The organism is Acetobacter sp. DsW_54 (genome assembly GCF_002153575.1).
Lineage (GTDB): Bacteria > Pseudomonadota > Alphaproteobacteria > Acetobacterales > Acetobacteraceae > Acetobacter > Acetobacter fabarum.
In genome coordinates, this window is sequence record NZ_JOPD01000007.1 from 94,391 (window position 1) to 115,361 (window position 20,971).

Sequence of the window (20,971 nt, forward strand, 5' to 3'; positions counted from 1 at the left end):
GAAGGTTATGTGACGCGCCTTGTAAAGCTGTGCAACCATTCCTGTTCGTCTTTTCTGGCAAAGCTGGGGTCGAACTGGAGCTGGTGGCATGTTCTGCGGCTTGTCTGGTGGAGAATAAAGCTATGTCCGGTTCCGCACCCCGGATTGTCATGAAATTCGGCGGAACGTCTGTCGGCGACCTTGATCGTATTCGAGCCGTGGCCGAGCGCGTCAAAAAACAGAAAGACGCAGGATGTGATGTTCTTGTTGTCGTTTCCGCCATGGCGGGGGAGACAAACAGGCTTGTCGGTTTCTGCCAGTCCCTCTCTCCCCTGCATGACCCCAAGGAATACGATTCCATCGTGGCCACGGGTGAGCAGGTGACCAGCGGCCTGCTGGCCATTGCGCTGCAAAAGCTGGGTGTGCCCTCACGCTCGTTCGCGGGGTGGCAGGTTCCCATTCTGACCGATTCGGCACATGGCAAGGCCAGTCTGGATACAATTGATGGCACAAAGCTGCTTGGCTGCATGGCCGAGGGTATGGTGCCGGTTGTTGCAGGCTTTCAGGGCGTTGCGCCAGACGGGCGTGTTTCCACCCTTGGGCGTGGCGGGTCCGATACCTCGGCCGTAGCTCTTGCCGCCGCAATCAAGGCGGATCGGTGCGATATTTATACGGACGTGGACGGGATTTACACAACCGACCCCCGTATTGTGCCCAAAGCGCGCAAGCTTGATAAAATTACCTATGAGGAAATGCTGGAACTGGCATCAGTCGGTGCCAAGGTGCTGCAAACCCGCAGCGTAGGGCTTGCCATGCGCGAAGGGGTGCGGGTGCAGGTGCTTTCCAGCTTTGCGGATGGTCCGGCAGTTATGGAAGGGCACCTTCCCGGGTCTTTGGTGGTGGATGAGGACGAAATCGTGGAAAAGAAACTGGTTACCGGCATTGCCTACTCGCGTGATGAAGCCAAGCTGTCGGTCCGGCGCATTCCGGACCGCCCTGGCATTGCCGCAGCAATTTTTGGCCCCATGAGCGAAGCGCATGTGAATGTGGACATGATTGTGCAGAGCACAGGCGCAGACGGCACCACCAACATGACCTTCACAACCAGCAAGAGCGACCTGCCGCAGGCGATCAATGTGCTGGAAAGTGTTCGGGACTCCGTGCAGTACGAAGAACTGGCAACAGACCCGGATATTGTTAAGATCAGTGTTGTTGGCACGGGTATGCGCTCGCATGCCGGTGTGGCCAGCACCATGTTCCGCACACTTTCGGAACGCTCCATTAATATTCAGGCCATTTCCACCAGCGAAATCAAGATTTCGGTGCTGGTGGCGGCGGAATACGCAGAGCTTGCCGTGCGGGCCCTACATACCGCATATGGGCTGGATAATGTCTGAGCAGAACAACACGGTTGCCGTGACCGACGCCCCCACCCAGCCCGAACTGCAACGCGCGCGCAAGCGGCTGGAGGCGTTGTGGCGGCGTGGGACCGACTTTTTGGGAACGCAGTACGCCATTCTTGGCGGGGCCATGTCCTGGGTGAGCGAGCGCAATCTTGTGTCCGCCATTTCCAACGCAGGCGGGTTTGGCGTTATTGCCTGCGGGGCTATGGAACCTGCGCGTCTGGCGGAGGAAATTCAGGCAACCCGCGCCCTGACCGACCGCCCGTTTGGCGTAAACCTGATAACCATGCACCCGCAGCTGACCGAGCTGGTACAGGTCTGTCTGGATGCAGGCGTTGGCCATATTGTGCTGGCTGGTGGCATTCCACCCGGTGCGGCCATCAAGGCCATCAAGGACGGCGGGGCAAAGGTTATTGCCTTCTCTCCGGCGTTGGTTCTGGCTAAGCGTCTGGTCAAAATGGGCGTGGACGCGCTGGTAATTGAAGGGGCGGAAGCAGGCGGGCATGTTGGCCCTGTTTCGCTGACCGTTCTGGCGCAGGAAATTCTGCCGCATATCCAGAGTGTTCCGGTTTTTGTGGCCGGTGGTCTGGGGCGTGGGGATGCTCTGGTGTCTTATCTGGAGCTTGGGGCTTCGGGTGGGCAGCTGGGGACCCGCTTTGCTGCGGCGGAAGAAAGCATTGCTCACGAAAAGTTCAAAAAAGCGTTCGTGCGTGCCGCCGCGCGGGATGCCGTAACGTCCGTGCAGCTGGATGACCGTTTTCCGGTTATTCCCGTACGTGCCCTTGGTAACGAGGGTGGGCGGCAGTTTGTTACCCATCAGGCCGATGTGATCCGCCGCTTTCAGTCGGGGGAACTCACGCGTGAGGCTGCCCAGCTGGAAATTGAACATTTCTGGGCTGGTGCGCTGCGCCGTGCGGTTATTGACGGCGATGTTGAACAGGGGTCTGTTATGGCAGGCCAGTCTGTTGGTATGGTAACGTCAGTCCAGCCTGTGGCGCAGATCATTGACGATCTGGTGGAACAGGCGACTGTGGCTTTGGTACGTCAACAACGTCGTATGGATGCGGATGGCTGAATACGCCCAAGGTTCCGATCAAGAGCAAGGCTCGCCTTTGCCTCCGCTTCCCGATGTGGAGGTGCTGGGGGTAGGCGAAGCTTTGCGTAAACGCCGCGAGCAGCTTGGCTGGAGCATCGGGGATGTTGCGGCCTGGCTGCGGATTCGCAGCGTTTATCTGGAAGCGCTGGAAAATGGGAATGCCAGCGTATTACCAGCAGAGGTCTATGCTCTGGGCTTTTTGCGGGCATATGGGCAGGCTCTCGGGTTCAATCCCGACCAGATGCTCAAGCTTTATCGTCAGGAAGGGCGGCTGGGTACGCGCAAGCCGGATCTGGATTTTCCCGATCCGCCGCCAGACCGCCGCCTGCCGCCTGCCGTTAGCATTTCCCTTGGGTTGGCCGTTATTCTGGCAAGCTATGTGGGGTGGTATTGTTTTGTGGGCCATGCTCCACCTGTACCCGAACGCGTGCCGCCCGTTGCAACCCTGATGCCCGGTGAGAGTGCAAAGAATGCGCCCTCGCCACAGGTTGCTTCCATCCTGCCCGATCATAACATGGCGCAGCTTCCTCCCTTGCCGGCGGCCCAGCTTGCACCGGCACAGAGCACCCCAGTGGTGCCCACAGGGGCAGATGCACCCGCACCAGTTAATGCGCCCGGTGTGGTGGACGCACCGGTGCCACCACAACCGGATAAGCCGGTTGCAGGAGAAGCGCCCGCCGTACCTCCTGCGGTTGAGCAGCCTGCTGCCAGTGTGCCAGAAACGGCCAGTGCCAGTGCCAGTGCCAGTGCCAGTGCCAGTGCCAGTGCGGATGCGCCTCTTATGCTCAAGGCGCAGGCTCCAAGCTGGGTGCAGGTCAGGAATGCGGCCGGTAAGGTCGTGTACGACCATATTCTGCAACCCGGTGATGTCTGGACTGTTCCTGTCGATAACGGGCCGTACAGCCTGACTGTTGGCAATGCAGGCGGCGTAGCTTTTGCCCAAGGGGACATGACAACCCCGCCATTGGGGCGGAATGGCGCGGTTCTGCGGCACATTGCCTTAACGCCGGAAGTGGTTCAGCAGGTCCGGGCCGGTGGGGGAGTGAATGCCACAGGAGCACCAGCGGTTGTGCCGTCACCTGCCCGGGCGGCTGTGCCTACCAGAACCAGCACGGTTGCAATGCCTGCGGCTGATGCGCCCGTAGCACCAGAAAATGGGGCAGGGCATGTTGCCCAGCCTGCGCTCGATGTGGCCAAACCACCACCGCACCGTGAGGCCCCACCGCCTGCCGAACCAAGTGCGGATGACCTGAATGCCCGCCAGTTGAATGGGGCTGGCGCGCACTGAATGGCTCTTTCCATGCTTTATGTGTAGCCAACCGGACTTGATTTTGGCAGGAAAGCACCAAACCTAGAGCGGGAGACACCGCAGCGCCGAACTGCGGCCAGACCTCCCCCAACTGTCGTTTCGACAAAAGGATGCAAGATGAGCGGCTACCGGCCTTACCAGCATATCGAGCGTCGGAAATCTCGGCAGATCCACGTCGGCAAGGTAGCCGTCGGTGGTGATGCCCCGATTTCCGTCCAGACCATGACCAATACCCTGACCAGCGATGCACAGGCGACCATCGAGCAGATTCGTCGTGCCGAACTGGCCGGGGTGGATATTGTTCGTGTTTCCTGCCCGGATGAGGATAGCACGGCAGCACTGGCGGAAATCGTAAGGGAAGTGAACGTGCCGATCGTGGCCGATATTCACTTCCACTACAAACGCGCCATTGAGGCCGCCAAGGCCGGGGCTGCCTGCCTGCGTATTAACCCGGGCAATATCGGCAGTGCCGAGCGTGTGCGTGAGGTGGTTCAGGCAGCCAAGGATTACGGCTGTTCCATTCGTATTGGCGTTAATGCCGGATCGCTGGAAAAGCACCTTCTGGAAAAGTATGGTGAGCCCAACCCCGAAGCACTGGTGGAAAGCGCGCTCGAACACGCCAAGATTCTGGAAGATCATGACTTCCGTGAATTCAAGATCAGCGTAAAAGCATCGGACGTGTTCATGGCTGTTGCGGCTTATCAGCAACTGGCAGATGCGTGCGATTACCCGCTGCACATTGGCATTACCGAAGCAGGTAGCAAGCGCGCAGGTACGGTTAAGTCCTCCATCGGGCTGGGTAACCTGCTCTGGGCTGGCGTGGGCGACACCATGCGTGTTTCCCTGTCTGCCGCCCCGGAAGAAGAAGTGCTGGTCGGGTGGGATATTCTTAAATCCCTTGGCCTGCGGCACCGTGGGGTTAAAATTATTTCCTGCCCGTCCTGCGCACGCCAGGGCTTTAATGTGGTGGAAACGGTGCAGACTCTTGAAGATCGTCTGGCCCATATCAAAACCCCGCTTACGCTTTCCATCATCGGTTGCGTGGTCAATGGTCCGGGTGAAGCCCTTATGACCGACCTTGGGGTGACCGGGGGCGGTTCTGGCCGCCACATGGTTTATTCCGCCGGTAAGCAGGACCATACAATTGCTGCGGATGACATGATCAACCATGTTGTTGATCTGGTTGAAGAGCGCGTGGCTGCCATTGAGGCAGAAGAAGCCCGCGCAAAGCAGGAAGGGGCTACCCCAGAACTGCCGGATATGGCGTCCGCCAACTAAGTTCGCCTATCACCCGCCACGCGCTCCGGGCATGTTCGGGGCTGTGGCGGGTTTTATTTGCCCAATAGACAAAGATCAGGGAGCAGCCCGCAAGGTGCCGCTTCAATCAGGAAAAACAGGCCGTGAGCAGCATTCAGCCCGTAAGAGGAACGCACGATCTTATTGGAGAAGAGCAACGCCGCCATGCGCGCGTGGTCAATACCGCACGCCATATTGCCGGGCTCTACGGGTTTGATGAGTGGTCTACCCCCATTTTTGAAGAAACCCGCGTATTCTCTCGCTCTTTGGGCGATACATCGGACGTGGTTTCCAAGGAAATGTATTCCTTCAATGACCGTGATGGGGATAGCCTGACCCTGCGGCCAGAAGGTACGGCTGCCGTCTGCCGTGCGCTGGTGACCAATGCGCTCACCCAGTCACTCCCCCAGAAGGTGTTTTATACGGGGCCCATGTTCCGGCATGAGCGGCCACAAAAAGGGCGTTACCGCCAGTTCCACCAGATTGGTGCAGAACTGCTGGGCGCGGCCGAACCTCTGGCTGATGCGGAAGCTATTGCTCTGGGTTATGCGGTGCTTGAAGCACTGGGTGTTGCCCAGTACGTAACACTTGAGTTGAATACGCTGGGTGATGCCGCCAGCAGGGATGCGTGGCGGCAGGCGCTGGTAACGTATTTTTCCGCCCATAGCGCCAGACTGTCTGAAGATAGCCGCATCCGGCTTGAAAAAAACCCGCTGCGTATTCTCGACAGCAAAGATCAGGGCGATCGTGAGCTCGTGGTCAACGCGCCCCTGATGGAAGAGTTTCTGACCCCAGAGGCCCGGACATTCTGGGAGGAACTGCGCCACCAGCTCGATCTCTTTGGCATTGCTTACACGGTTAACCCTGCCATTGTCCGCGGGTTGGATTACTACAACCACACGACGTTTGAATTTGTAACCAACCGCCTTGGCTCGCAGGGTACGGTGCTGGCCGGTGGGCGGTATGATGGTCTGGTCAAGCAGATGGGTGGGCCGGAAGTGCCCGCAATTGGTTGGGCCGCCGGGGTGGAACGCCTTGCCATGCTGCTTGAAGAAGCTCCTTTGGCTCCGCGTTCCGTGGTACTGATTCCGGTAGGCTCGCCGGATGAAAAAGCCGTGTGCCAGATTTTGCAGGCATTGCGCCAGCAGGGCGTGCGGACCGAAATCGGCTACAAGGGCTCGCTGCGTAAGCGTATGGAACGGGCAGGTAAGCAGAACGCAAGCCATGTGCTGTTTCTGGGCGAGGATGAACTGGCCCGCGGTGTGTTCCGTGTCAAAAGCATGGAAACCGGGCAGGAAAACGAAGTGGCGACACAGACGCTTCTCTCTGATGCGCGGAGCATTTTTGCGTAATGAATCTTGATGAACGGCTGGACCGGATTGCCAGTCGCGCGCTTGAACTGGAAGCGCTTCTGGCGAGTGGCCTGAGTGGGGATGCCTTTACTCAGGCATCGCGCGAATATGCGGAAATTGAGCCGGTTGTAAGCTGCATTAACGGCCTGCGTGCAACAGAAAAGGGTATTGCTCAGGCAGAGGCCCTTATGGCCGACCCGGAAATGCAGGAACTGGCGGGGGAAGAACTGGCAGAACTGCGTGAGCAGTTGCCAAGGTTGCAGCGTGAAGTGCGGCTGGCACTGCTCCCCAAGGACGTAGCGGACGAGCGCAGCGCCATTTTGGAAGTGCGCCCCGCCGCTGGTGGGGATGAAGCGGCTCTGTTTGCGGCTGAATTGTTTGATCTGTACCGGCGGTATGCGGACCTCAAGGGGTGGCGCTTTACCGTTATGGATTATGACGAGAGCGAACTCGGCGGCCTGCGCTGCGGCATTGCCGAAATTAACGGCAAAAGTGTTTTTGCGCGGCTTAAATACGAATCCGGTGTGCACAGGGTGCAGCGCGTTCCTGCAACAGAAGCGCAGGGGCGTATTCACACATCCACGGTTACGGTGGCCGTCCTGCCAGAGGCGGAAGAGGTGGATGTAACCATTAACGAAAGCGAACTGCGCATAGACGTTTTTCGGGCGTCAGGGGCCGGTGGGCAGCACGTTAATAAAACTGAAAGTGCGGTGCGGATTACCCATCTGCCGACCAACATTGTTGTGTCCATGCAGGAGGAAAAAAGCCAGCACAAGAACCGTGCCAAGGCGATGAAGATCCTGCGTGCCCGCCTGTACGAGCGCGAGCGGGAGCAGGCTCATGCCAGTCGTGCGGCGGACCGGCGCTCTCAGGTTGGTACGGGGGATCGGTCCGAGCGGATACGCACGTACAACTTTCCGCAAGGGCGGGTTACGGACCACCGGATCAACCTGACCCTGTATAAAATTGATCGCGTTATGCTGGGCGAACTGGATGAGTTTGTGGATGCGCTTGCGCAGGAAGAGCAGGCCGCTCTTCTGGCGGATGCGGGGTTCTAGCGTTTTCAGCTAATCGGGGCGGAGCATACTTCGCCCCGACCGGGGAGCCGCTCTGCGGCCTGCGGAGCCTGTGGGTCTACCAGAAAGAAATCCTTAAATCCGTCGGACCCCAAAGCATCAAAATGGTGGCCATCGGGGTTGTGCAAAAGGCCGCTACTGCTCACTTCGTGCGTTTCTGCCCGGCCATCCGCGGTGCGAATGGTAATTTCCCCGCACAACGTATAGGTGTGGTCCACACGGCCCAGTGGGGTAGGGATGCGCACGGTTTTGTAACGCGTGGCATCATCAAGCCGGAACTCGGATACGAGCTTGCCGTCCAGATAAATGCGTGAGACTTCGGAAATTTCCATGTCAGCTTTTTCATCCGTTACCGTAAACTCGCCAGCCAGAGCCGGGCGCAAGGGCACCGCCACAGCCAGCAGGCTTATGGCGCTCAGCAGCACAGCGGTCGGGAGAGTGAATGAAAAGCGTGAAACAGACATGGATATTGGGTCGGGTGATTTGTTGAAATGACGTGTTCGAGCAAAGCAGAAAAAACCTCACACCACCAGTCTCTACACGACCTGCTGGCCAGTGGTGCGCAACTTTTGCGTGACGCGGGGGTGGAAAACCCCCGGCGGGAAGCACGTCTGCTCTTGCAGCATGCTCTGGGTATAACGCCCGAGACGCTGTTGGGTCTTTCCCCGCGTGAAGAGGTGGCTACCGAACCGTTTTTGGGCTGGGTTGCCCGCCGGGCAAGGCACGAGCCGTTTGCCTATATTACGGGTAGCAAAGGGTTCTGGAGCCTTGATCTGGCAGTCTCTCCGGCGTCCCTTGTGCCAAGGGGGGACACGGAAACCCTGATTACCGCCCTGCTGGACGCTCACCCGGACCGCAATGCGCCTTTGTCGTTTCTGGACTTGGGAACGGGGTCTGGCTGCATTCTGTTAGCGGCTCTGGCGGAGTACCGGCAGGCTTGGGGTATTGGGGTGGATGTTAATCCGGCTGCTGCCAGTTTGGCCCATGCCAATGCCCGACGCTGCAATATGGCTGATCGTGCGCTGGTTATGGCAGCCCGGTGGGGAGATGCGCTGGCCCCCCAGACCCGGTTTGATGTTGTGTTCAGCAATCCGCCCTACATTCCCACACCAGACCTTGACGGGCTGATGGAAGAGGTAAGGGCGCATGAGCCCGTGCGGGCATTGGATGGCGGGAGTGATGGCCTGGACGCCTACCGCGACCTGTGTGCCCGACTACCTTTGTTGCTGCGTGATGGCGGGGTTGGTATTTTTGAAATCGGGATAGGGCAGGAGCAGGCCCTGCGGGACATAGCCGCCCAGAACGGGTTGGGTGTGGTGCGTGTACTGGCCGATCTGGCCGGAATAGCCCGCTGTGTTGTGCTGCGTTAAGGGCTGCCATAAGCCGGAATATAAAAAAACCGGTTGGCTTTGTGGTTGTGCGTTGTTATTGTCATCTGGCTCAGTCCTGCGGCAGTATTCAGATTAGCCAGATCTGCCTCGGTGGATGAGCGGTAAGGGCCTTTCTTCCGGCAATAAAAACAGATTGCCGCCAAAAGCCCATTCCGAAAAAACAATTCGGCCTTCATTCAGGAACATGCCTTTTGTATCGGACTGTTTCTTCATGCAAAGTGCCATGAACAGGAAAGCACTGTGATAAACCCATGAATGTAAAACGGATGCGTACCAGACACCATCGCTCCAACGGGAGCAATGGAGCGTCCAGGCAGTTGAATGGCCAGATTCCAATGAACCGGAATCATGTTTTTGACAGTCATGGCCCCGATGTACGGGTCAGAGGCACAGCACAGCAGCTTTTTGAAAAATATCTCCAGCTCGGCCGTGATGCGACGGGCAGCGGTGACCGCGTGGCGGCTGAAGCCTATTTCCAGCATGCCGAACATTATTTCCGTATTCTGAACGCCATGGCGCAGGCTGCGCAGCAAAGCCAGCAGGAGCGTGCAGAACGGCAGGCTGCCCGCCAGCAGCGTGTTACGTCCAATGCGTCCGAGGACGAGGAAGACGATCAGGCAGAAGCCGAGAATGAAGCTGTGGCCGAGGTCAAGGATCTGTCGAGCGAGCCGCAGCCCGAACTGTCCGAAGGTTAATCCGGCGCTTCGCTATCCTGCATTCGCCCTGCTGACCACGGATGTGGAGCAGGGTGGAGCAGGTGTGCTTCCGTGTGCAGATGCCACGCACAGGTATAACAATGCCTGTTTGGTCTGTTTGACCAAAAGGTAAAGTTAACGCTTTGATTTTTAGGGAATTTGGTAGCGGCGGAAGGATTTGAACCTCCGACCAAGGGATTATGATTCCCCTGCTCTACCACTGAGCTACGCCGCCATTGGTTGGTGGCGGTTATGTATCTGTTCCCGGGGGGGGCGTCAATCCATCTTGTCAGATTTTTTTGAAAAAACTGATTGGTTGGAGGCAATTGGCTTACTGCTCCAGATTGCCCGCGCCAAAAATGTAGTTGCTTACCTGCTGTTCAAGGCTTGAGGGTTCAAGTGTGTGGGTCATTACCTGCCCGGTCTGGGCGAGGGTTGTCGCTTTTCCCGGCTCGATCATCAGCGCATTTTCGGAGGAGAGGGTGCCGCTGCCAATGGTCAGGGTGCTGTCGGTTGGCAGGTGGAGTGCGCTATCCAGCCGGAAGCGGACAATGGCCATCTGGGAGGCAGGGTCGAGCACAATGCTGGACACGCGACCAACCTTGACCCCGGCAATATCCACATCTGCCCCGCGTGCCAGACCGTTGGCAGAAACAAAGCGGGCTGTAAGCTCGTAGGATGATTTGCCCGGTGTTTTCTGGGTATTGATCGCGTACATGCCAAACCCTGCTGCCGCAGCCAGAACCAGAGTGCTGCAAATAATAGCGCCTATGTGGTTTTGTCGGCTCATGGTTGGCTCAGGCCCTTATCAAAAAGTGTGCTTGCGCAAAAAGTTAAACAGGACGAAATCCTTGCAGCACTTAGGCGCATGGTGCAAGGACAGCAGTCAGATAACAGACCGTTTGGAACGCTAAACTTACATGTCCCTTTTTCAGGCACTTATCATGGCGCTGCTACAGGGCGCTACAGAGCTTTTTCCTGTCAGCAGTCTTGGGCATGCTGTTGTCCTGCCGTCTTTGCTGCACTGGTCGTATGATCTGCATGACCCGACCTTTCTGCCATTTCTGGTCATGCTGCATATGGGGACATCCGTCGCCCTGCTGATTTTTTTCTGGCAGGACTGGCTGGCCTTGGGCAAAGGGGCGTTTGGGGCGTTCGGGCACCGTATCCAGCTGGAAAGCCTGCATATCCTGTGGCTGATCTGTCTGGCAACTGTGCCTGCGGTTATTGTTGGTGGTCTGTTCGAGCACTGGTTGCGCAGTGTGTTTGGCTCCGCTTCCTCTGCCGCATTATTCCTGTTCCTTAACGGGGTACTGCTGCTGGTGGTTGAAAAACTGCGGAACCGTGTCGTCCGCAAGGATGTCCGGTATCTGGCCAGCCTGACATCGCGCGATGCGCTGTTTATTGGTTTTTTTCAGTGCTTTGCCTTTTTCCCCGGTCTGTCGCGCTCGGGCGCAACCATTTGCGGGGGGCTGCTGCGCGGACTGCACCATGATGCCGCGGCGCGTTTTTCGTTCCTTATGGCTCAGCCGGTTATTATTGCCGCAACAGTGCGCGAAGCCTTTAAAATGCGTCATACCCCCATTGACCCGGCCCAGATGCATATTGCCCTGTTGGCGGCGGTTGTGTCGGGGGTAACTGCTCTGGCGAGTACGGCTTTTCTGATGCGCTATTTCCGTAAGCATGACAGTTGGGCGATGTCACCTTTTGCATGGTACTGCATGGTGGTTGGCGGGACTGCGTTTCTGATCTTCCATTTCGCACGGTAAGTGGTGGGCGGGATGAAACGGGTGCGTGCTCCCTTGCTGCGCAAGTCACTGGCCAGAATAGAGCTGGAAAACGGGCAGCAGCGCCTGAAAAAAACGCTAGGACCATTGCAGTTGACCATGCTGGGCGTGGGCTCAACCATTGGTGCGGGCATTTACGTCATGACCGGGACTGCCGCTGCCAATTACGCTGGCCCCTCCATTCTGCTGTCTTTTATTATTGCGGGTATTGCCTGCCTTTTTACGGCTCTGTCCTATGCGGAGCTGGCATCTGTTATGCCGGTATCGGGGTCAGCCTACACGTATGCCTACGTATCCATGGGGGAAGGGTGGGCATGGGGCGTTGGCTGGCTGCTGTTGATGGAATACGGCATTTCCTGCGCGGGTGTTGCGGCCGGTTTTTCAGGGTATGCTGCCAGTCTGCTGGAAGATCTGGGGGTGCATGTTCCACCTGCTTTGCACACCACAACTCTGGAAGTGGTTTCGCTGGGGCTTAACCGGCATATTGCAGGCCATTGGCAATGTGACCTGCTGGGAGCCTTGTCCATTGCGATCGTGACCGGGCTTCTGGTCGTGGGTGTGCGGGAATCCTTTAAAATCAATTCACTCATTGTGGTGCTTAAGGTGGGTGTGCTGGCGGTTTTTGTGGCTCTGGGTGTGTGGCAAATGCACCCGGCCTACTGGACGCCGTTCATTCCGGCGTATCAGGGTGGTTTTCGTTACGGTGTTCCCGGTATTTTCCGGGCGGCGTCGGTTATCTTTTTTGCTTATGTCGGGTTTGAGGCCGTTTCTACCGCAGCGGCCGAAGCCAAAAACCCCAGGCGGGACGTGCCGGTGGGGATTGTGCTGTCACTGGTGGTGTGCACGGCGGTATATATGGTGGTGGCTGCCGTGCTGATAGGTGTTGTGCCATGGCAGACGCTGGATGTGGCGGACCCACTGGCTATTGCGGTTAATGCCATGCATCAGCCATGGCTTGCTCTGTTTGTTAAAATTGGCGCGGTCGTTGGCCTGTGTTCGGTACTGATGGGTCTGTTATATGCCCAGAGCCGAATCTTTTTTGCCATGGCTGAAGATGGCCTGCTGTTTTCCGTTTTTGCGCGTTTGCACACGCGTTACCACACGCCATGGCTTGGCAGCATCATGCTGGGGAGTGTGGTCGCTCTGGCGACTGCCGTTCTACCAATTGATATTATTGGTGATCTGGTCAGTCTGGGCACGGCAACAGCGTTTGGCATTGTCTGCTTTACCGTAATATGGATGCGCAATACGGCTCCGGACTATAAGCGCGCTTTTGTTGTGCCGTTTGGCGGGTTTGTGCTGCGCGGCGTATGGGTTGGGTATGTGCCGTTGCTCGGCATGGTGTTCTGCGGGTTTATGGTTGCCCCGCTCTGTTGGGAAATGGTGTTGTCCCTTATGGGGGGAGACCCCGTGCCTGCTCTGCTGCTGGCGGTTTATGCGCTATGTGGGTGGGGGTGCTACCGCTTTTACGGGCGGCGTCATTCCCGTCTGGCGCAGGAGCATCGGGCTGCAATGGCGCAGGATGCGCTCAGTCATTAAGCGGGTAGGACGCCAGTAGTTTTTTCTGTTCGCGCCACAGGCGTAATCCGTACCACAGGTTTGTGGGTTTCCAGCCTGCGGCCTTGTTTTTGGCCCCTATGCGGTAGCTTTCGCCGTAATGCAGGAACTGTGCTGCATAGGCCTCGCGCAGGGTCGTTCTGGCATCCCAGATATGGATGGCTTCCGCGCCAACACCGTTGATTTCTATAATCTCAAAATTCTCGCCGCGGGCGAGGTCTTCCTCACACCGGAATTTCAGGTCAATGCGCCCGAAATAAAAGTCGGGAATATCCTGCATAATCTGGTCGATCTGCTGAGTCAGCTCCGGCGTAATGTCGGCTATGCCATTGCGAAAAACCGCCCCTTTGCAGTGATTGCCTGCAAAAACCAGATCAATCCTTTCTCCCTGCTCGGGAATGGTGTGCAGGCGGTGCTGCAGGCGTGGGGTGTAAATATGCAGTACCTTGCTGGTGCGGGCGTCCTGTTTGAGCAGTTCCAGAACGGTATTCCTGCCATTACCGATCAGGAAGGGGATGTCCTTGTATGTCAGGGATGTCAGGCGGCCTGTCGGTTCATCCGGGTGGCGGATGTAAAACAGCCCGGCTTCATGCGGCCATGTGATCAGTTTTTGAATAACAAGTTCCACATTGCGCGGGAATGACGCACAGACCTGTGCCAGTTCCTCCTGCGTATGTACCAGCTTGACCCCCGTGCCGTTGCACCCGATGTCGGGTTTGACAACAACAGGGAATGCCAGCTCCTTGGCGTGCATGGCCTGCGTGGCCTTGGCCAGATCGTTCTCGCCAGTGGTTAACGTTGCGTATGGCGCAATCCATTGGGTGGCATATGGGCCAGCCATGTCCAGCAGGTCGCTTTTCTTTTCCCCGCACAGGCCTCCGGTGGTTATGCGGGGGTTGGCGGCGGTGGGGAGTGTGACATCCCTGTAGCGCAGGCCAAGCAGGATCCAGTAAGCCACAACGGGTGTGTAAAATACCCAGCGCGGCCAGAACTCGAAGAGTGAGAGAGGGTTAGGTTGCTTGTCTTGCTGGGAGGGGGGCATGGATAAGGTCATATCTTGTGTTTTTGGGTGCGCGCAACAAGCCGCCCCACCAGAATGATGGCGGCCACAAAGCCGGCCACGCCAACCCAGCGCCATGCGCCAAGATGGGCCAGAAGCGCTCCCCCCACACGCAGGGAGAGCATAAAGAGTGCTGTTGTCCACAACAGGGTGGCGCAGAAGGTGGCTGCCGTAAAAACAGCCAGCCCAGCCCGGAAAAAACCACAGGCCGTATAAAGGGGCAGGCGTGTGCCCGGAATAAAACGGCTGACAAATACAACTACAAACAGGTTCCTGCTCAGCCATGCCTGCTGTGTCTGGGCGGAGGGAACGTTAACCCAACGCTGTGCGGGGGGCCATTTGGCGGCTAACGCGCCCAGAGCGTAAAGCCCCACATCGCCCAGAACAATGCCCGCGTACAGGGCGCCCAGGGCCACGGGAATACTGATTGTATGGAGATGAACCTGAATAGCCGTAACAACGGTTGCCGCGTCCTCCAGCACAAAAGTTGCCAGAATAACAATCAGAACCTGCAAAAGAGGTTGTGTGGCAGTCAGTTCCAGAAAATGGTCAAGCACAACGGAGCCTGCTCTCCAACACGGCAGATATGGTCCGGCTTGCGCACAGAACCTGCGGCAACAGGCTCTTTTAAGCGTCTCCTGTCAAGTTTTGGGGAGATGCGTATAAAAACCGGCATTGCATATGGTTAGCCGGAGTTCTGGCATGGATTAAAGCGGACAACACGGCCTGACAGGCATGCAAAAGCAGGATAGTGTGTTTGCCTGTGTCGTCTGCAAAGCGGATCGTGCCTCATGTTACGTAGAAAACTTTTGCTTGGGGGGGGCGCTTTGCTGGTGGCCTCACCTGTTTGTGCGCGCAATGCAGCGCAGGGTGCGACCGGCAGCTATGCTGCGTTTTTGGCCGGGGTCAGGCGGGAAGCTGTGGGGCAGGGTGTTTCTGCCTCCGTGGTTGCGCAGGCACTGGCACCGTTGCATGTCCCGAACCCCAAGGTTTTGCAGGCGGACAGGCACCAGCCGGAATTCACCCTGACATGGGCGCAGTATAAAGACCGCGTTCTGAGCGAGAAAAAACTGAATGATGGTCTGGCCGCCATTCAGCAGCGCGCAGAGCTGCTGGGGCGGATCAGCCGGCTTTACGGTGTTGCTCAGGGCGCCATTGCGGGCATATGGGGGCTGGAATCCGCATATGGCACCCGCATGGGTAAGTTCTCGGTGATCGATGCGCTGGCAACGCTGGCGTATGATGGCCGCCGCGCCAGCTTTTTCCGCACCGAACTGCTCAAGGCGCTCCATGTGGTGGAACAGGCCGGAGTGGCCCCGGCCCATATGCTCGGCAGTTATGCGGGGGCCATGGGACAGCCGCAGTTTATGCCCAGTGCCTATATGCGTTACGCGGCCAGTTACCCCGCAGGTGGGCGGGCGGATATCTGGCATAATGAGGGCGATGTTTTTGCCTCCATTGCCAACTATCTGGCCCGGTGTGGCTGGCAGGCCGGGCAACCATGGGGGGAGGGCGTTGTACTGCCCGATGCTCTGGAGCAGTCCCTTCTTGGCCGCAACCACGTAAGACCGCTTGCATGGTGGGAGCAGCACGGAGTAAGGCCCCGTGCTGGAGAGTTTGATGCCTCCGTGCAGGAGGGGGCGGTGATCCGCCCTGATGGGCCGGGGGGCGAGGCCTTTATTGTTTACCACAATTTCAACGTGATCCGACGGTACAATCCATCAGATTTTTATGCATTGGCCGTAGGGCTTCTGGGTGATGCCATAACGTGAAAAAAGTCGTTTTCTGGGGCTGTCTGCTGCTGGCGTCGTGTACTCCGGCACCTATACCCCATTCGGATGTGCATTATACGGTTGGGGCCGCATGGCATGTGCCGGGCCAGTGGTTTTACCCGCGGGAGGAGTTTGCCTGGCAGGGAACCGGCCTTGCCATACGTCAGGATGGGCGTGAAGGGGAGCTGACCGCCGATGGTGAGGTGCGCAGCATGGCCACAATGACGGCCAGCCACCCCACACTCCAGTTGCCTGCCATTGTTACCGTGACCAATCTGGAAAACGGGCGGCAGGTGCGTGTAAGGGTAAACGACCGTGGCCCTGCGCAAATGGGCCGTGCGCTGGCTTTGTCCACGCAGGCGGCCAATCTGCTTGGCATGGGGGCAGGGCCAGCACAGGTTCGGATTGTGGAAGATGAAGTTGCCAGCCGCCAGTTGGCGGAAACCCTGCCCGGTGGGGTTGCCCTGCAAATTGCGGCAGCGCCACGCGAGCAGGTTGTTCAGTCCAGCCTTGGCGGGAATGGCGGTGTTTCGGTCGTGGCCGTAGGTGGTGGGGTAGAGAGTACCCCTGAATCCACCGGCGTAAAGCTGGTGGATCTGCCGGTGGCTTATGCGCAGGGTTATGCGGCTCCGGGCATGCTTTGGGTAGAGACAATGGATTTTACATCCCGCTCCGCTGCGGTCATGCAGGCTGGCGGCCATGGTGGTGTGGTCAGGCCCGTTATGTCTGGCCAAAGCATGATGTGGGCTGTCCGTCAGGGGCCGTTTGCGACTATAAGTGCCGCAGACGCAGCCCTTAAGCGGGCGCTGGCAAATGGTTTTAATGGTTCTCACATCGTCGTCGAATAGGGAATAGCTTTGCAGACTCGACGGTTTTTACTCGCAGGGGGCGCTGCCCTTTTTTCTGGTAGCTTTGTAGGGGGTGCGGTGGCGCGCCCCCGGCACGGGGCTGCCCCTTCGGCTGCGCCCGAGGCACCCGCCGCGACCGTGCCCGAAACGCCAGCCACCACGCCCGTAGGGCCGGTGGATACAATGGCGCGCTGGGCCTGTATTCTGGATTATGGCAGCGGTGCTGCCGTGCTGGAAAAAAATGCGGATGAGCGCATGCCGCCTTCTTCCCTGACCAAGATGATGACGGCTTATGTCACATTTGGCATGCTGCGCGCAGGGCGGCTCAAGCTCGACCAGATGCTGCCGGTTAGCGAGCGCGCGTGGCGCATGCAGGGGTCCAAAATGTTCGTCCCGCTGGGGCAGAGCGTTGCGGTGCAGGACCTTATTCAGGGCATGGTTATCCAGTCCGGCAATGATGCGTGTATTGTGCTCTCCGAAGGGATTTCCGGTTCTCAGGAACAGTTTGTTGCGCTGATGAATGATACGGCAGCCAAGCTGGGGCTGACCAATTCGCACTTCATGAATGCAACCGGATGGCCTGCGGAAAATCATTACATGTCCGCGCGGGATGTGGCGTATCTGGCGTTGCGCCTGATCCATGATTTTCCCGAATATTATCATTTCTTTTCGGAAAAAGAGTTCGTCTTTAACAAAATTCATCAGGAAAATCGCAACAGTCTGGTGGTCAAAGGTCTGGCTGATGGCCTTAAGACCGGCCACACGGATGCTGGTGGGTTTGGTCTGTGCGCCTCTTCCGAGCGGGATGGGCGGCGGGTTGTCATGGCTATTAACGGCCTGCCGAGTGATGGCGCCCGCGGGCGCGAAGGCGAGCGCCTGATGGGCTGGGCATTTGCGAATTTTGAAACCGCCCAGATCATCAACAAAGGTGAGATTGTAGAGCAGGCCCCTGTCTGGATGGGGGCGAGCCAGACCGTGCCTCTGGTTGCTGCTCAGGAGTTCAAGATGCTGTTGCCACATGGCTGGAAGAACAGCACGCATGTGGCCATAGACTATGACAGCCCACTTATTGCCCCTGTGAGCGAAGGGCAGGTTGTCGGGCAGTTGAGCGTGGTTCTGCCCGGCGGTAGAAAAGCCAGTATTCCGCTTGTGGCAGGGCAGGCGGTGCCTGCGCTTGGACTGCTCGGCCGGGCGGCCCGACGGCTGCACCTTTAAGCCATGCAGTCTGGTCTGTTCATAACGCTTGAGGGCGGGGAGGGCGTTGGCAAGTCCACGCAGCTCCGCCTGCTCAGGGATGCCCTGCAATCGCACGGGTATAGGGTGCTGGCTACGCGGGAACCGGGCGGTTCCGCGGGTGCGGAAGACTTGCGGCAGCTACTGCTGTTTGGCAAAAACCCCCTGTCCCTCCGTGCCGAGATACTGACGCATTTTGCTGCACGGTTTGACCATGTGGATACGGTTATCCGCCCTGCTCTGGCAGAAGGGCAGATTGTGCTGTGTGACCGTTTTACGGACTCGACCATGGCGTATCAGGGCTACGGCCGGGCGGAGGGGCAGCCTGCTATTCTGGACCTGATTGCCGCGTTGCAGGCCCAGTTGGGGCTGATGCCGGATATGACCTTTCTGCTGCAGGCACCAAGGGAGATCACACGGCAGAGGCTGGCCGTACGCGGAGTGCCCACAGACCGCTACGAAAAGGCGGATGAAGCCTTCCACGCCCGTATTGCCGCAGGGTTTATGGCAATAGCGGATCAGCAGCCTGAGCGCGTAAAGTGCATTACAACCGCCAATCATAGTCAGGAGGCCGTGAGCAGCCTGATCATGAAGGAAATTTTGCCCAGATTGCCCCATGTCTGATGCGTCCGGCCTGTCCCCCCGCATAGCTTCGCTTCAGTTGCAGGGGCATGAGGCTGAACTGGCATTGTTCAGGGGGGCTCTTGCCAAAGGCCGTATGCCCCACGCCTGGTTGGTGAGCGGGCCGCCCGGTGTTGGCAAGGCTACGTTTGCTTTTACCCTGGCCCGTATCCTGCTGGGTGGCATGGAAGCGGAAAACCCGGTTGCCCGCCGTATTTCTGCCGCCAGTCATGCCGATCTGCTGGTGGTGGAGCGCGGGTATGATGAAAAAAAGCAACGCTACCGGCAGGAAATTGTTGCCGATGATGTGCGCCCGATTAACGCTTTTTTGCGCCGGACGGCAGCCGAAGGGGGCTGGCGTGTTGTTATTGTGGATGGCGCGGAATGGATGAACCGCAGCGCGGCTAACGCTGTGCTGAAAATTCTGGAGGAGCCGCCGCCCGCCACTGTGCTGTTTCTGACCAGTTCCGCACCGGGGCGGCTGTTGCCAACCATCCGTAGCCGGTGCCGCAGGCTTGAGCTTTCCCCCTTGCCAGATGCGGCTATGCAGCGTGTGCTCCAGCTTTTGTGGCCGGACCTGCCCACGCAGGATTTTGCACGGATTGTGTCACAATCACATGGAGCGCCGGGCAAGGCTGTGGCATTGTTGGCAGACACAGGCGGTAACATGGCCGCTCTGGTTGCCGAGGTGTTACAGGGAGTGCCCCCCCTGCGGGGTTACGAAATTGCAGAGGCCGTTTTACGCAAGGATTACGGTTTCAGCCTTTTCTTTGCCCTGTTGGCGGACCAGTTGCAAAGCACGGCACGCCAGGCTGCAAAGGCAGGAAACCGCCAGTGTATGGCCCTTGCTGCTGCATGGGAGCAGATTATGCGCGTTCACACCGAGACGGAACGCTTTAATCTGGATAAACAGGAAGCCCTAATTGAAGCCATGACGATTGCGAGCCCAGAATGACCCGTCGTTTCTATGTGACTACCCCCATTTATTACGTGAACGGAGCACCGCATATCGGCCACGCCTACACGTCCATTGCAGCGGATGTTATGGCGCGTTTTCATCGTCTGGCGGGGGATGATGTCTTTTTTCTGACGGGCACGGACGAGCACGGGCAAAAAGTGGAGCAGGCCGCGCAGGCGGCAGGCGTTGCCCCCAAGGCATTTGCGGATAACGTTTCGGCCAATTTCCGCGCCATGGCCGATGCCATGGCCATTTCCTACGATGATTTTATCCGCACGACCGAGCCCCGGCACATTGCCAGCGCGCAGGCCCTGTGGCGCAAGGTTGCGGATAACGGCGCTATTTATCTGGATGCGTACGAGGGCTGGTACGCCCTGCGTGATGAATGTTTTTATGGCGAAGATGAACTGGTCGCAGGGCCGGACGGTAAAAAGGTTGCCCCTACCGGCGCGCCGGTAGAGTGGGTCAAGGAGCCATCCTACTTCTTCCGTCTGTCCGACTATCAGGACCGTCTGCTCGAACTGTATGAGCAGCACCCCGAGTTTTTAGGCCCGCATGGTGCGCGCAACGAGATCATCAGTTTTGTCAAACAGGGCCTGCGTAACCTGTCCATCAGCCGTACCAGCTTTAAATGGGGTATTCCCGTTCCCGGTGATGAGCAGCACGTCATGTATGTGTGGTTTGATGCGCTGGCCAATTACCTGAGTGCGCTGGGCTACCCGGATGCAGACGCCCCCCGCATGGCATACTGGCCTGCCAGCCTGCACCTTGTGGGTAAGGATATTGCACGCTTCCATGCCATTTACTGGCCTGCCTTCCTTATGGCTGCGGGTATTGAACTGCCCAAAAAGGTTTTTGCCAACGGCTGGTGGACCATCGAAGGCCAGAAGATGAGCAAGTCTTTGGGCAACGTGGTGGACCCCAGGGAACTGGTTGCAGAGTTCGGACTGGATGCGGTTCGCTTTTTTGTGCTGCGGGAGGTCCCCTTTGGCGGGGATAGTGATCTGTCCCGCAAGGCGCTGATCACACGCAATAACGTGGAACTTGCCAACGATCTGGGTAATCTGGCGCAGCGGACCCTCTCTCTGGTCGCGCGGAACTGTGGCGGTATTCTGCCAGAACGCCGGACGCTGACGGAAGAGGATGAAAAGCTTCTGGGGCAGGTTGTGGTTCTGCCGCAACTGCTGGCCGCGCAGTTTGAGCGCTGTGCGCTTACCGATGCGCTGGAAGATGTGTGGAAGGTCATTCGCGCCTGTAACGCCTATATCGACCATCAGGCCCCATGGGCGCTGCGCAAGACCGATGTGGAGCGCATGGCGGATGTGCTGCGTGTTCTGCTGGATGCCCTACGCGGAATTGCCACCGTGCTCCAGCCCTTTATGCCGGACAGCATGGCCCGTATGCTCGACCAGCTTGGTGTGACGCAGGACGAACGGACCTTCGCAGCCCTTGAGGTGGCTCTGCCCGGTGGGCGGCAACTGCCCGCCCCGCAGGGTATCTTCCCCCGTTATGTTGAGCCGGAACAGTCATGAGCGATG

At 58.1% G+C, this 20,971-nt stretch carries 21 protein-coding genes and 1 tRNA gene; 16 read left to right on the top strand and 6 right to left on the bottom strand.

The annotated features are described in order from the left end of the window. Nucleotides 1-122 precede the first annotated feature (122 nt). From HK20_RS04530 to prfA, 6 genes are all read left to right on the top strand, one after another. Entirely contained in the window at nucleotides 123-1,376 is a 1,254-nt protein-coding gene (locus HK20_RS04530; protein WP_086645896.1) for an aspartate kinase, read from the top strand. Beyond that, nucleotides 1,369-2,457 carry a nitronate monooxygenase family protein gene (locus HK20_RS04535; protein ID WP_086646056.1) on the top strand — a complete coding sequence of 363 codons (1,089 nt, stop codon included), beginning with the start codon at nucleotides 1,369-1,371 and terminating at the stop codon, nucleotides 2,455-2,457. The genes HK20_RS04530 and HK20_RS04535 overlap by 8 nt, the downstream gene beginning before the upstream one ends. 37 nt (nucleotides 2,458-2,494) lie before the next feature. Continuing rightward, the gene (locus HK20_RS04540) at nucleotides 2,495-3,766 is read left to right on the top strand and encodes a RodZ domain-containing protein (protein ID WP_233129076.1); all 1,272 of its coding nucleotides are present in this window, start codon (nucleotides 2,495-2,497) and stop codon (nucleotides 3,764-3,766) included. 138 nt (nucleotides 3,767-3,904) lie between these two features. After that, nucleotides 3,905-5,065, top strand: coding sequence for a flavodoxin-dependent (E)-4-hydroxy-3-methylbut-2-enyl-diphosphate synthase (gene ispG / locus HK20_RS04545; protein WP_086645898.1), 1,161 nt, complete (start codon nucleotides 3,905-3,907; stop codon nucleotides 5,063-5,065). A 122-nt stretch (nucleotides 5,066-5,187) separates the two neighbouring features. Beyond that, a complete protein-coding gene (hisS, locus tag HK20_RS04550; RefSeq protein WP_086645899.1) occupies nucleotides 5,188-6,435 on the top strand; it encodes a histidine--tRNA ligase in 1,248 nt (415 codons plus the stop codon). After that, nucleotides 6,435-7,493 carry a peptide chain release factor 1 gene (prfA, locus tag HK20_RS04555; protein WP_086645900.1) on the top strand — a complete coding sequence of 353 codons (1,059 nt, stop codon included), beginning with the start codon at nucleotides 6,435-6,437 and terminating at the stop codon, nucleotides 7,491-7,493. The genes hisS and prfA overlap by 1 nt, the downstream gene beginning before the upstream one ends. 5 nt (nucleotides 7,494-7,498) lie before the next feature. Here prfA and HK20_RS04560 read toward each other — a convergent pair whose 3' ends face one another. Then, nucleotides 7,499-7,843 carry a hypothetical protein gene (locus HK20_RS04560; protein ID WP_369823025.1) on the bottom strand — a complete coding sequence of 115 codons (345 nt, stop codon included), beginning with the start codon at nucleotides 7,841-7,843 and terminating at the stop codon, nucleotides 7,499-7,501. A gap of 159 nt (nucleotides 7,844-8,002) precedes the next feature. Here HK20_RS04560 and prmC point away from each other — a divergent pair, with 159 nt between their 5' ends. Beyond that, nucleotides 8,003-8,881 (top strand): peptide chain release factor N(5)-glutamine methyltransferase, encoded by an 879-nt coding sequence (prmC, locus tag HK20_RS04565; RefSeq protein ID WP_086645902.1) that lies wholly within the window; start codon nucleotides 8,003-8,005, stop codon nucleotides 8,879-8,881. 93 nt (nucleotides 8,882-8,974) lie between these two features. Here prmC and HK20_RS13060 read toward each other — a convergent pair whose 3' ends face one another. Then, nucleotides 8,975-9,115, bottom strand: coding sequence for a hypothetical protein (locus HK20_RS13060; RefSeq protein ID WP_165924879.1), 141 nt, complete (start codon nucleotides 9,113-9,115; stop codon nucleotides 8,975-8,977). Between the two features lie 38 nt (nucleotides 9,116-9,153). Here HK20_RS13060 and HK20_RS04575 point away from each other — a divergent pair, with 38 nt between their 5' ends. Next, entirely contained in the window at nucleotides 9,154-9,597 is a 444-nt protein-coding gene (locus HK20_RS04575; protein ID WP_086645904.1) for a DUF4167 domain-containing protein, read from the top strand. Between the two features lie 160 nt (nucleotides 9,598-9,757). Here HK20_RS04575 and HK20_RS04580 read toward each other — a convergent pair. Then, nucleotides 9,758-9,832 (bottom strand) — tRNA-Met (locus HK20_RS04580). Nucleotides 9,833-9,928: 96 nt separating this feature from the next. Further along, on the bottom strand, nucleotides 9,929-10,387 hold the full coding sequence (locus tag HK20_RS04585; protein WP_086645905.1) for an MlaD family protein: 459 nt from the start codon (nucleotides 10,385-10,387) through the stop codon (nucleotides 9,929-9,931). A 130-nt stretch (nucleotides 10,388-10,517) separates the two neighbouring features. Here HK20_RS04585 and HK20_RS04590 point away from each other — a divergent pair, with 130 nt between their 5' ends. Together HK20_RS04590 and HK20_RS04595 are read left to right on the top strand one after the other, a co-directional pair. Next, nucleotides 10,518-11,366, top strand: coding sequence for an undecaprenyl-diphosphate phosphatase (locus HK20_RS04590; protein WP_086645906.1), 849 nt, complete (start codon nucleotides 10,518-10,520; stop codon nucleotides 11,364-11,366). Nucleotides 11,367-11,378: 12 nt separating this feature from the next. Beyond that, the gene (locus tag HK20_RS04595; protein ID WP_086645907.1) at nucleotides 11,379-12,923 is read left to right on the top strand and encodes an amino acid permease; all 1,545 of its coding nucleotides are present in this window, start codon (nucleotides 11,379-11,381) and stop codon (nucleotides 12,921-12,923) included. Here the strand turns inward: HK20_RS04595 and HK20_RS04600 are convergent. Next, nucleotides 12,913-13,983, bottom strand: coding sequence for an ATP-grasp domain-containing protein (locus HK20_RS04600; RefSeq protein WP_086646057.1), 1,071 nt, complete (start codon nucleotides 13,981-13,983; stop codon nucleotides 12,913-12,915). The two genes, HK20_RS04595 and HK20_RS04600, sit on opposite strands and share 11 nt — an antisense overlap. Nucleotides 13,984-13,991: 8 nt before the next feature. Then, a complete protein-coding gene (locus HK20_RS04605; protein ID WP_086645908.1) occupies nucleotides 13,992-14,558 on the bottom strand; it encodes a DedA family protein in 567 nt (188 codons plus the stop codon). A 234-nt stretch (nucleotides 14,559-14,792) separates the two neighbouring features. Here HK20_RS04605 and HK20_RS04610 point away from each other — a divergent pair, with 234 nt between their 5' ends. The 6 genes from HK20_RS04610 to metG are packed head-to-tail and all read left to right on the top strand — an operon-like array spanning nucleotide 14,793 to nucleotide 20,965. After that, entirely contained in the window at nucleotides 14,793-15,773 is a 981-nt protein-coding gene (locus HK20_RS04610; protein ID WP_086645909.1) for a lytic transglycosylase domain-containing protein, read from the top strand. Beyond that, nucleotides 15,770-16,621: an RlpA-like double-psi beta-barrel domain-containing protein gene (locus HK20_RS04615; RefSeq protein ID WP_086645910.1), complete on the top strand. Its 852-nt coding sequence runs from the start codon at nucleotides 15,770-15,772 to the stop codon at nucleotides 16,619-16,621. The genes HK20_RS04610 and HK20_RS04615 overlap by 4 nt, the downstream gene beginning before the upstream one ends. Nucleotides 16,622-16,624: 3 nt before the next feature. Continuing rightward, on the top strand, nucleotides 16,625-17,836 hold the full coding sequence (locus HK20_RS04620) for a D-alanyl-D-alanine carboxypeptidase family protein (RefSeq protein WP_278741851.1): 1,212 nt from the start codon (nucleotides 16,625-16,627) through the stop codon (nucleotides 17,834-17,836). 3 nt (nucleotides 17,837-17,839) lie between these two features. Then, on the top strand, nucleotides 17,840-18,478 hold the full coding sequence (tmk, locus tag HK20_RS04625; protein ID WP_086645912.1) for a dTMP kinase: 639 nt from the start codon (nucleotides 17,840-17,842) through the stop codon (nucleotides 18,476-18,478). After that, entirely contained in the window at nucleotides 18,471-19,430 is a 960-nt protein-coding gene (locus tag HK20_RS04630) for a DNA polymerase III subunit delta' (protein ID WP_086645913.1), read from the top strand. Before tmk ends, HK20_RS04630 begins: the two co-directional genes overlap by 8 nt. After that, a complete protein-coding gene (gene metG / locus HK20_RS04635; protein WP_086645914.1) occupies nucleotides 19,427-20,965 on the top strand; it encodes a methionine--tRNA ligase in 1,539 nt (512 codons plus the stop codon). The genes HK20_RS04630 and metG overlap by 4 nt, the downstream gene beginning before the upstream one ends. The last annotated feature ends 6 nt before the right edge of the window (nucleotides 20,966-20,971 follow it).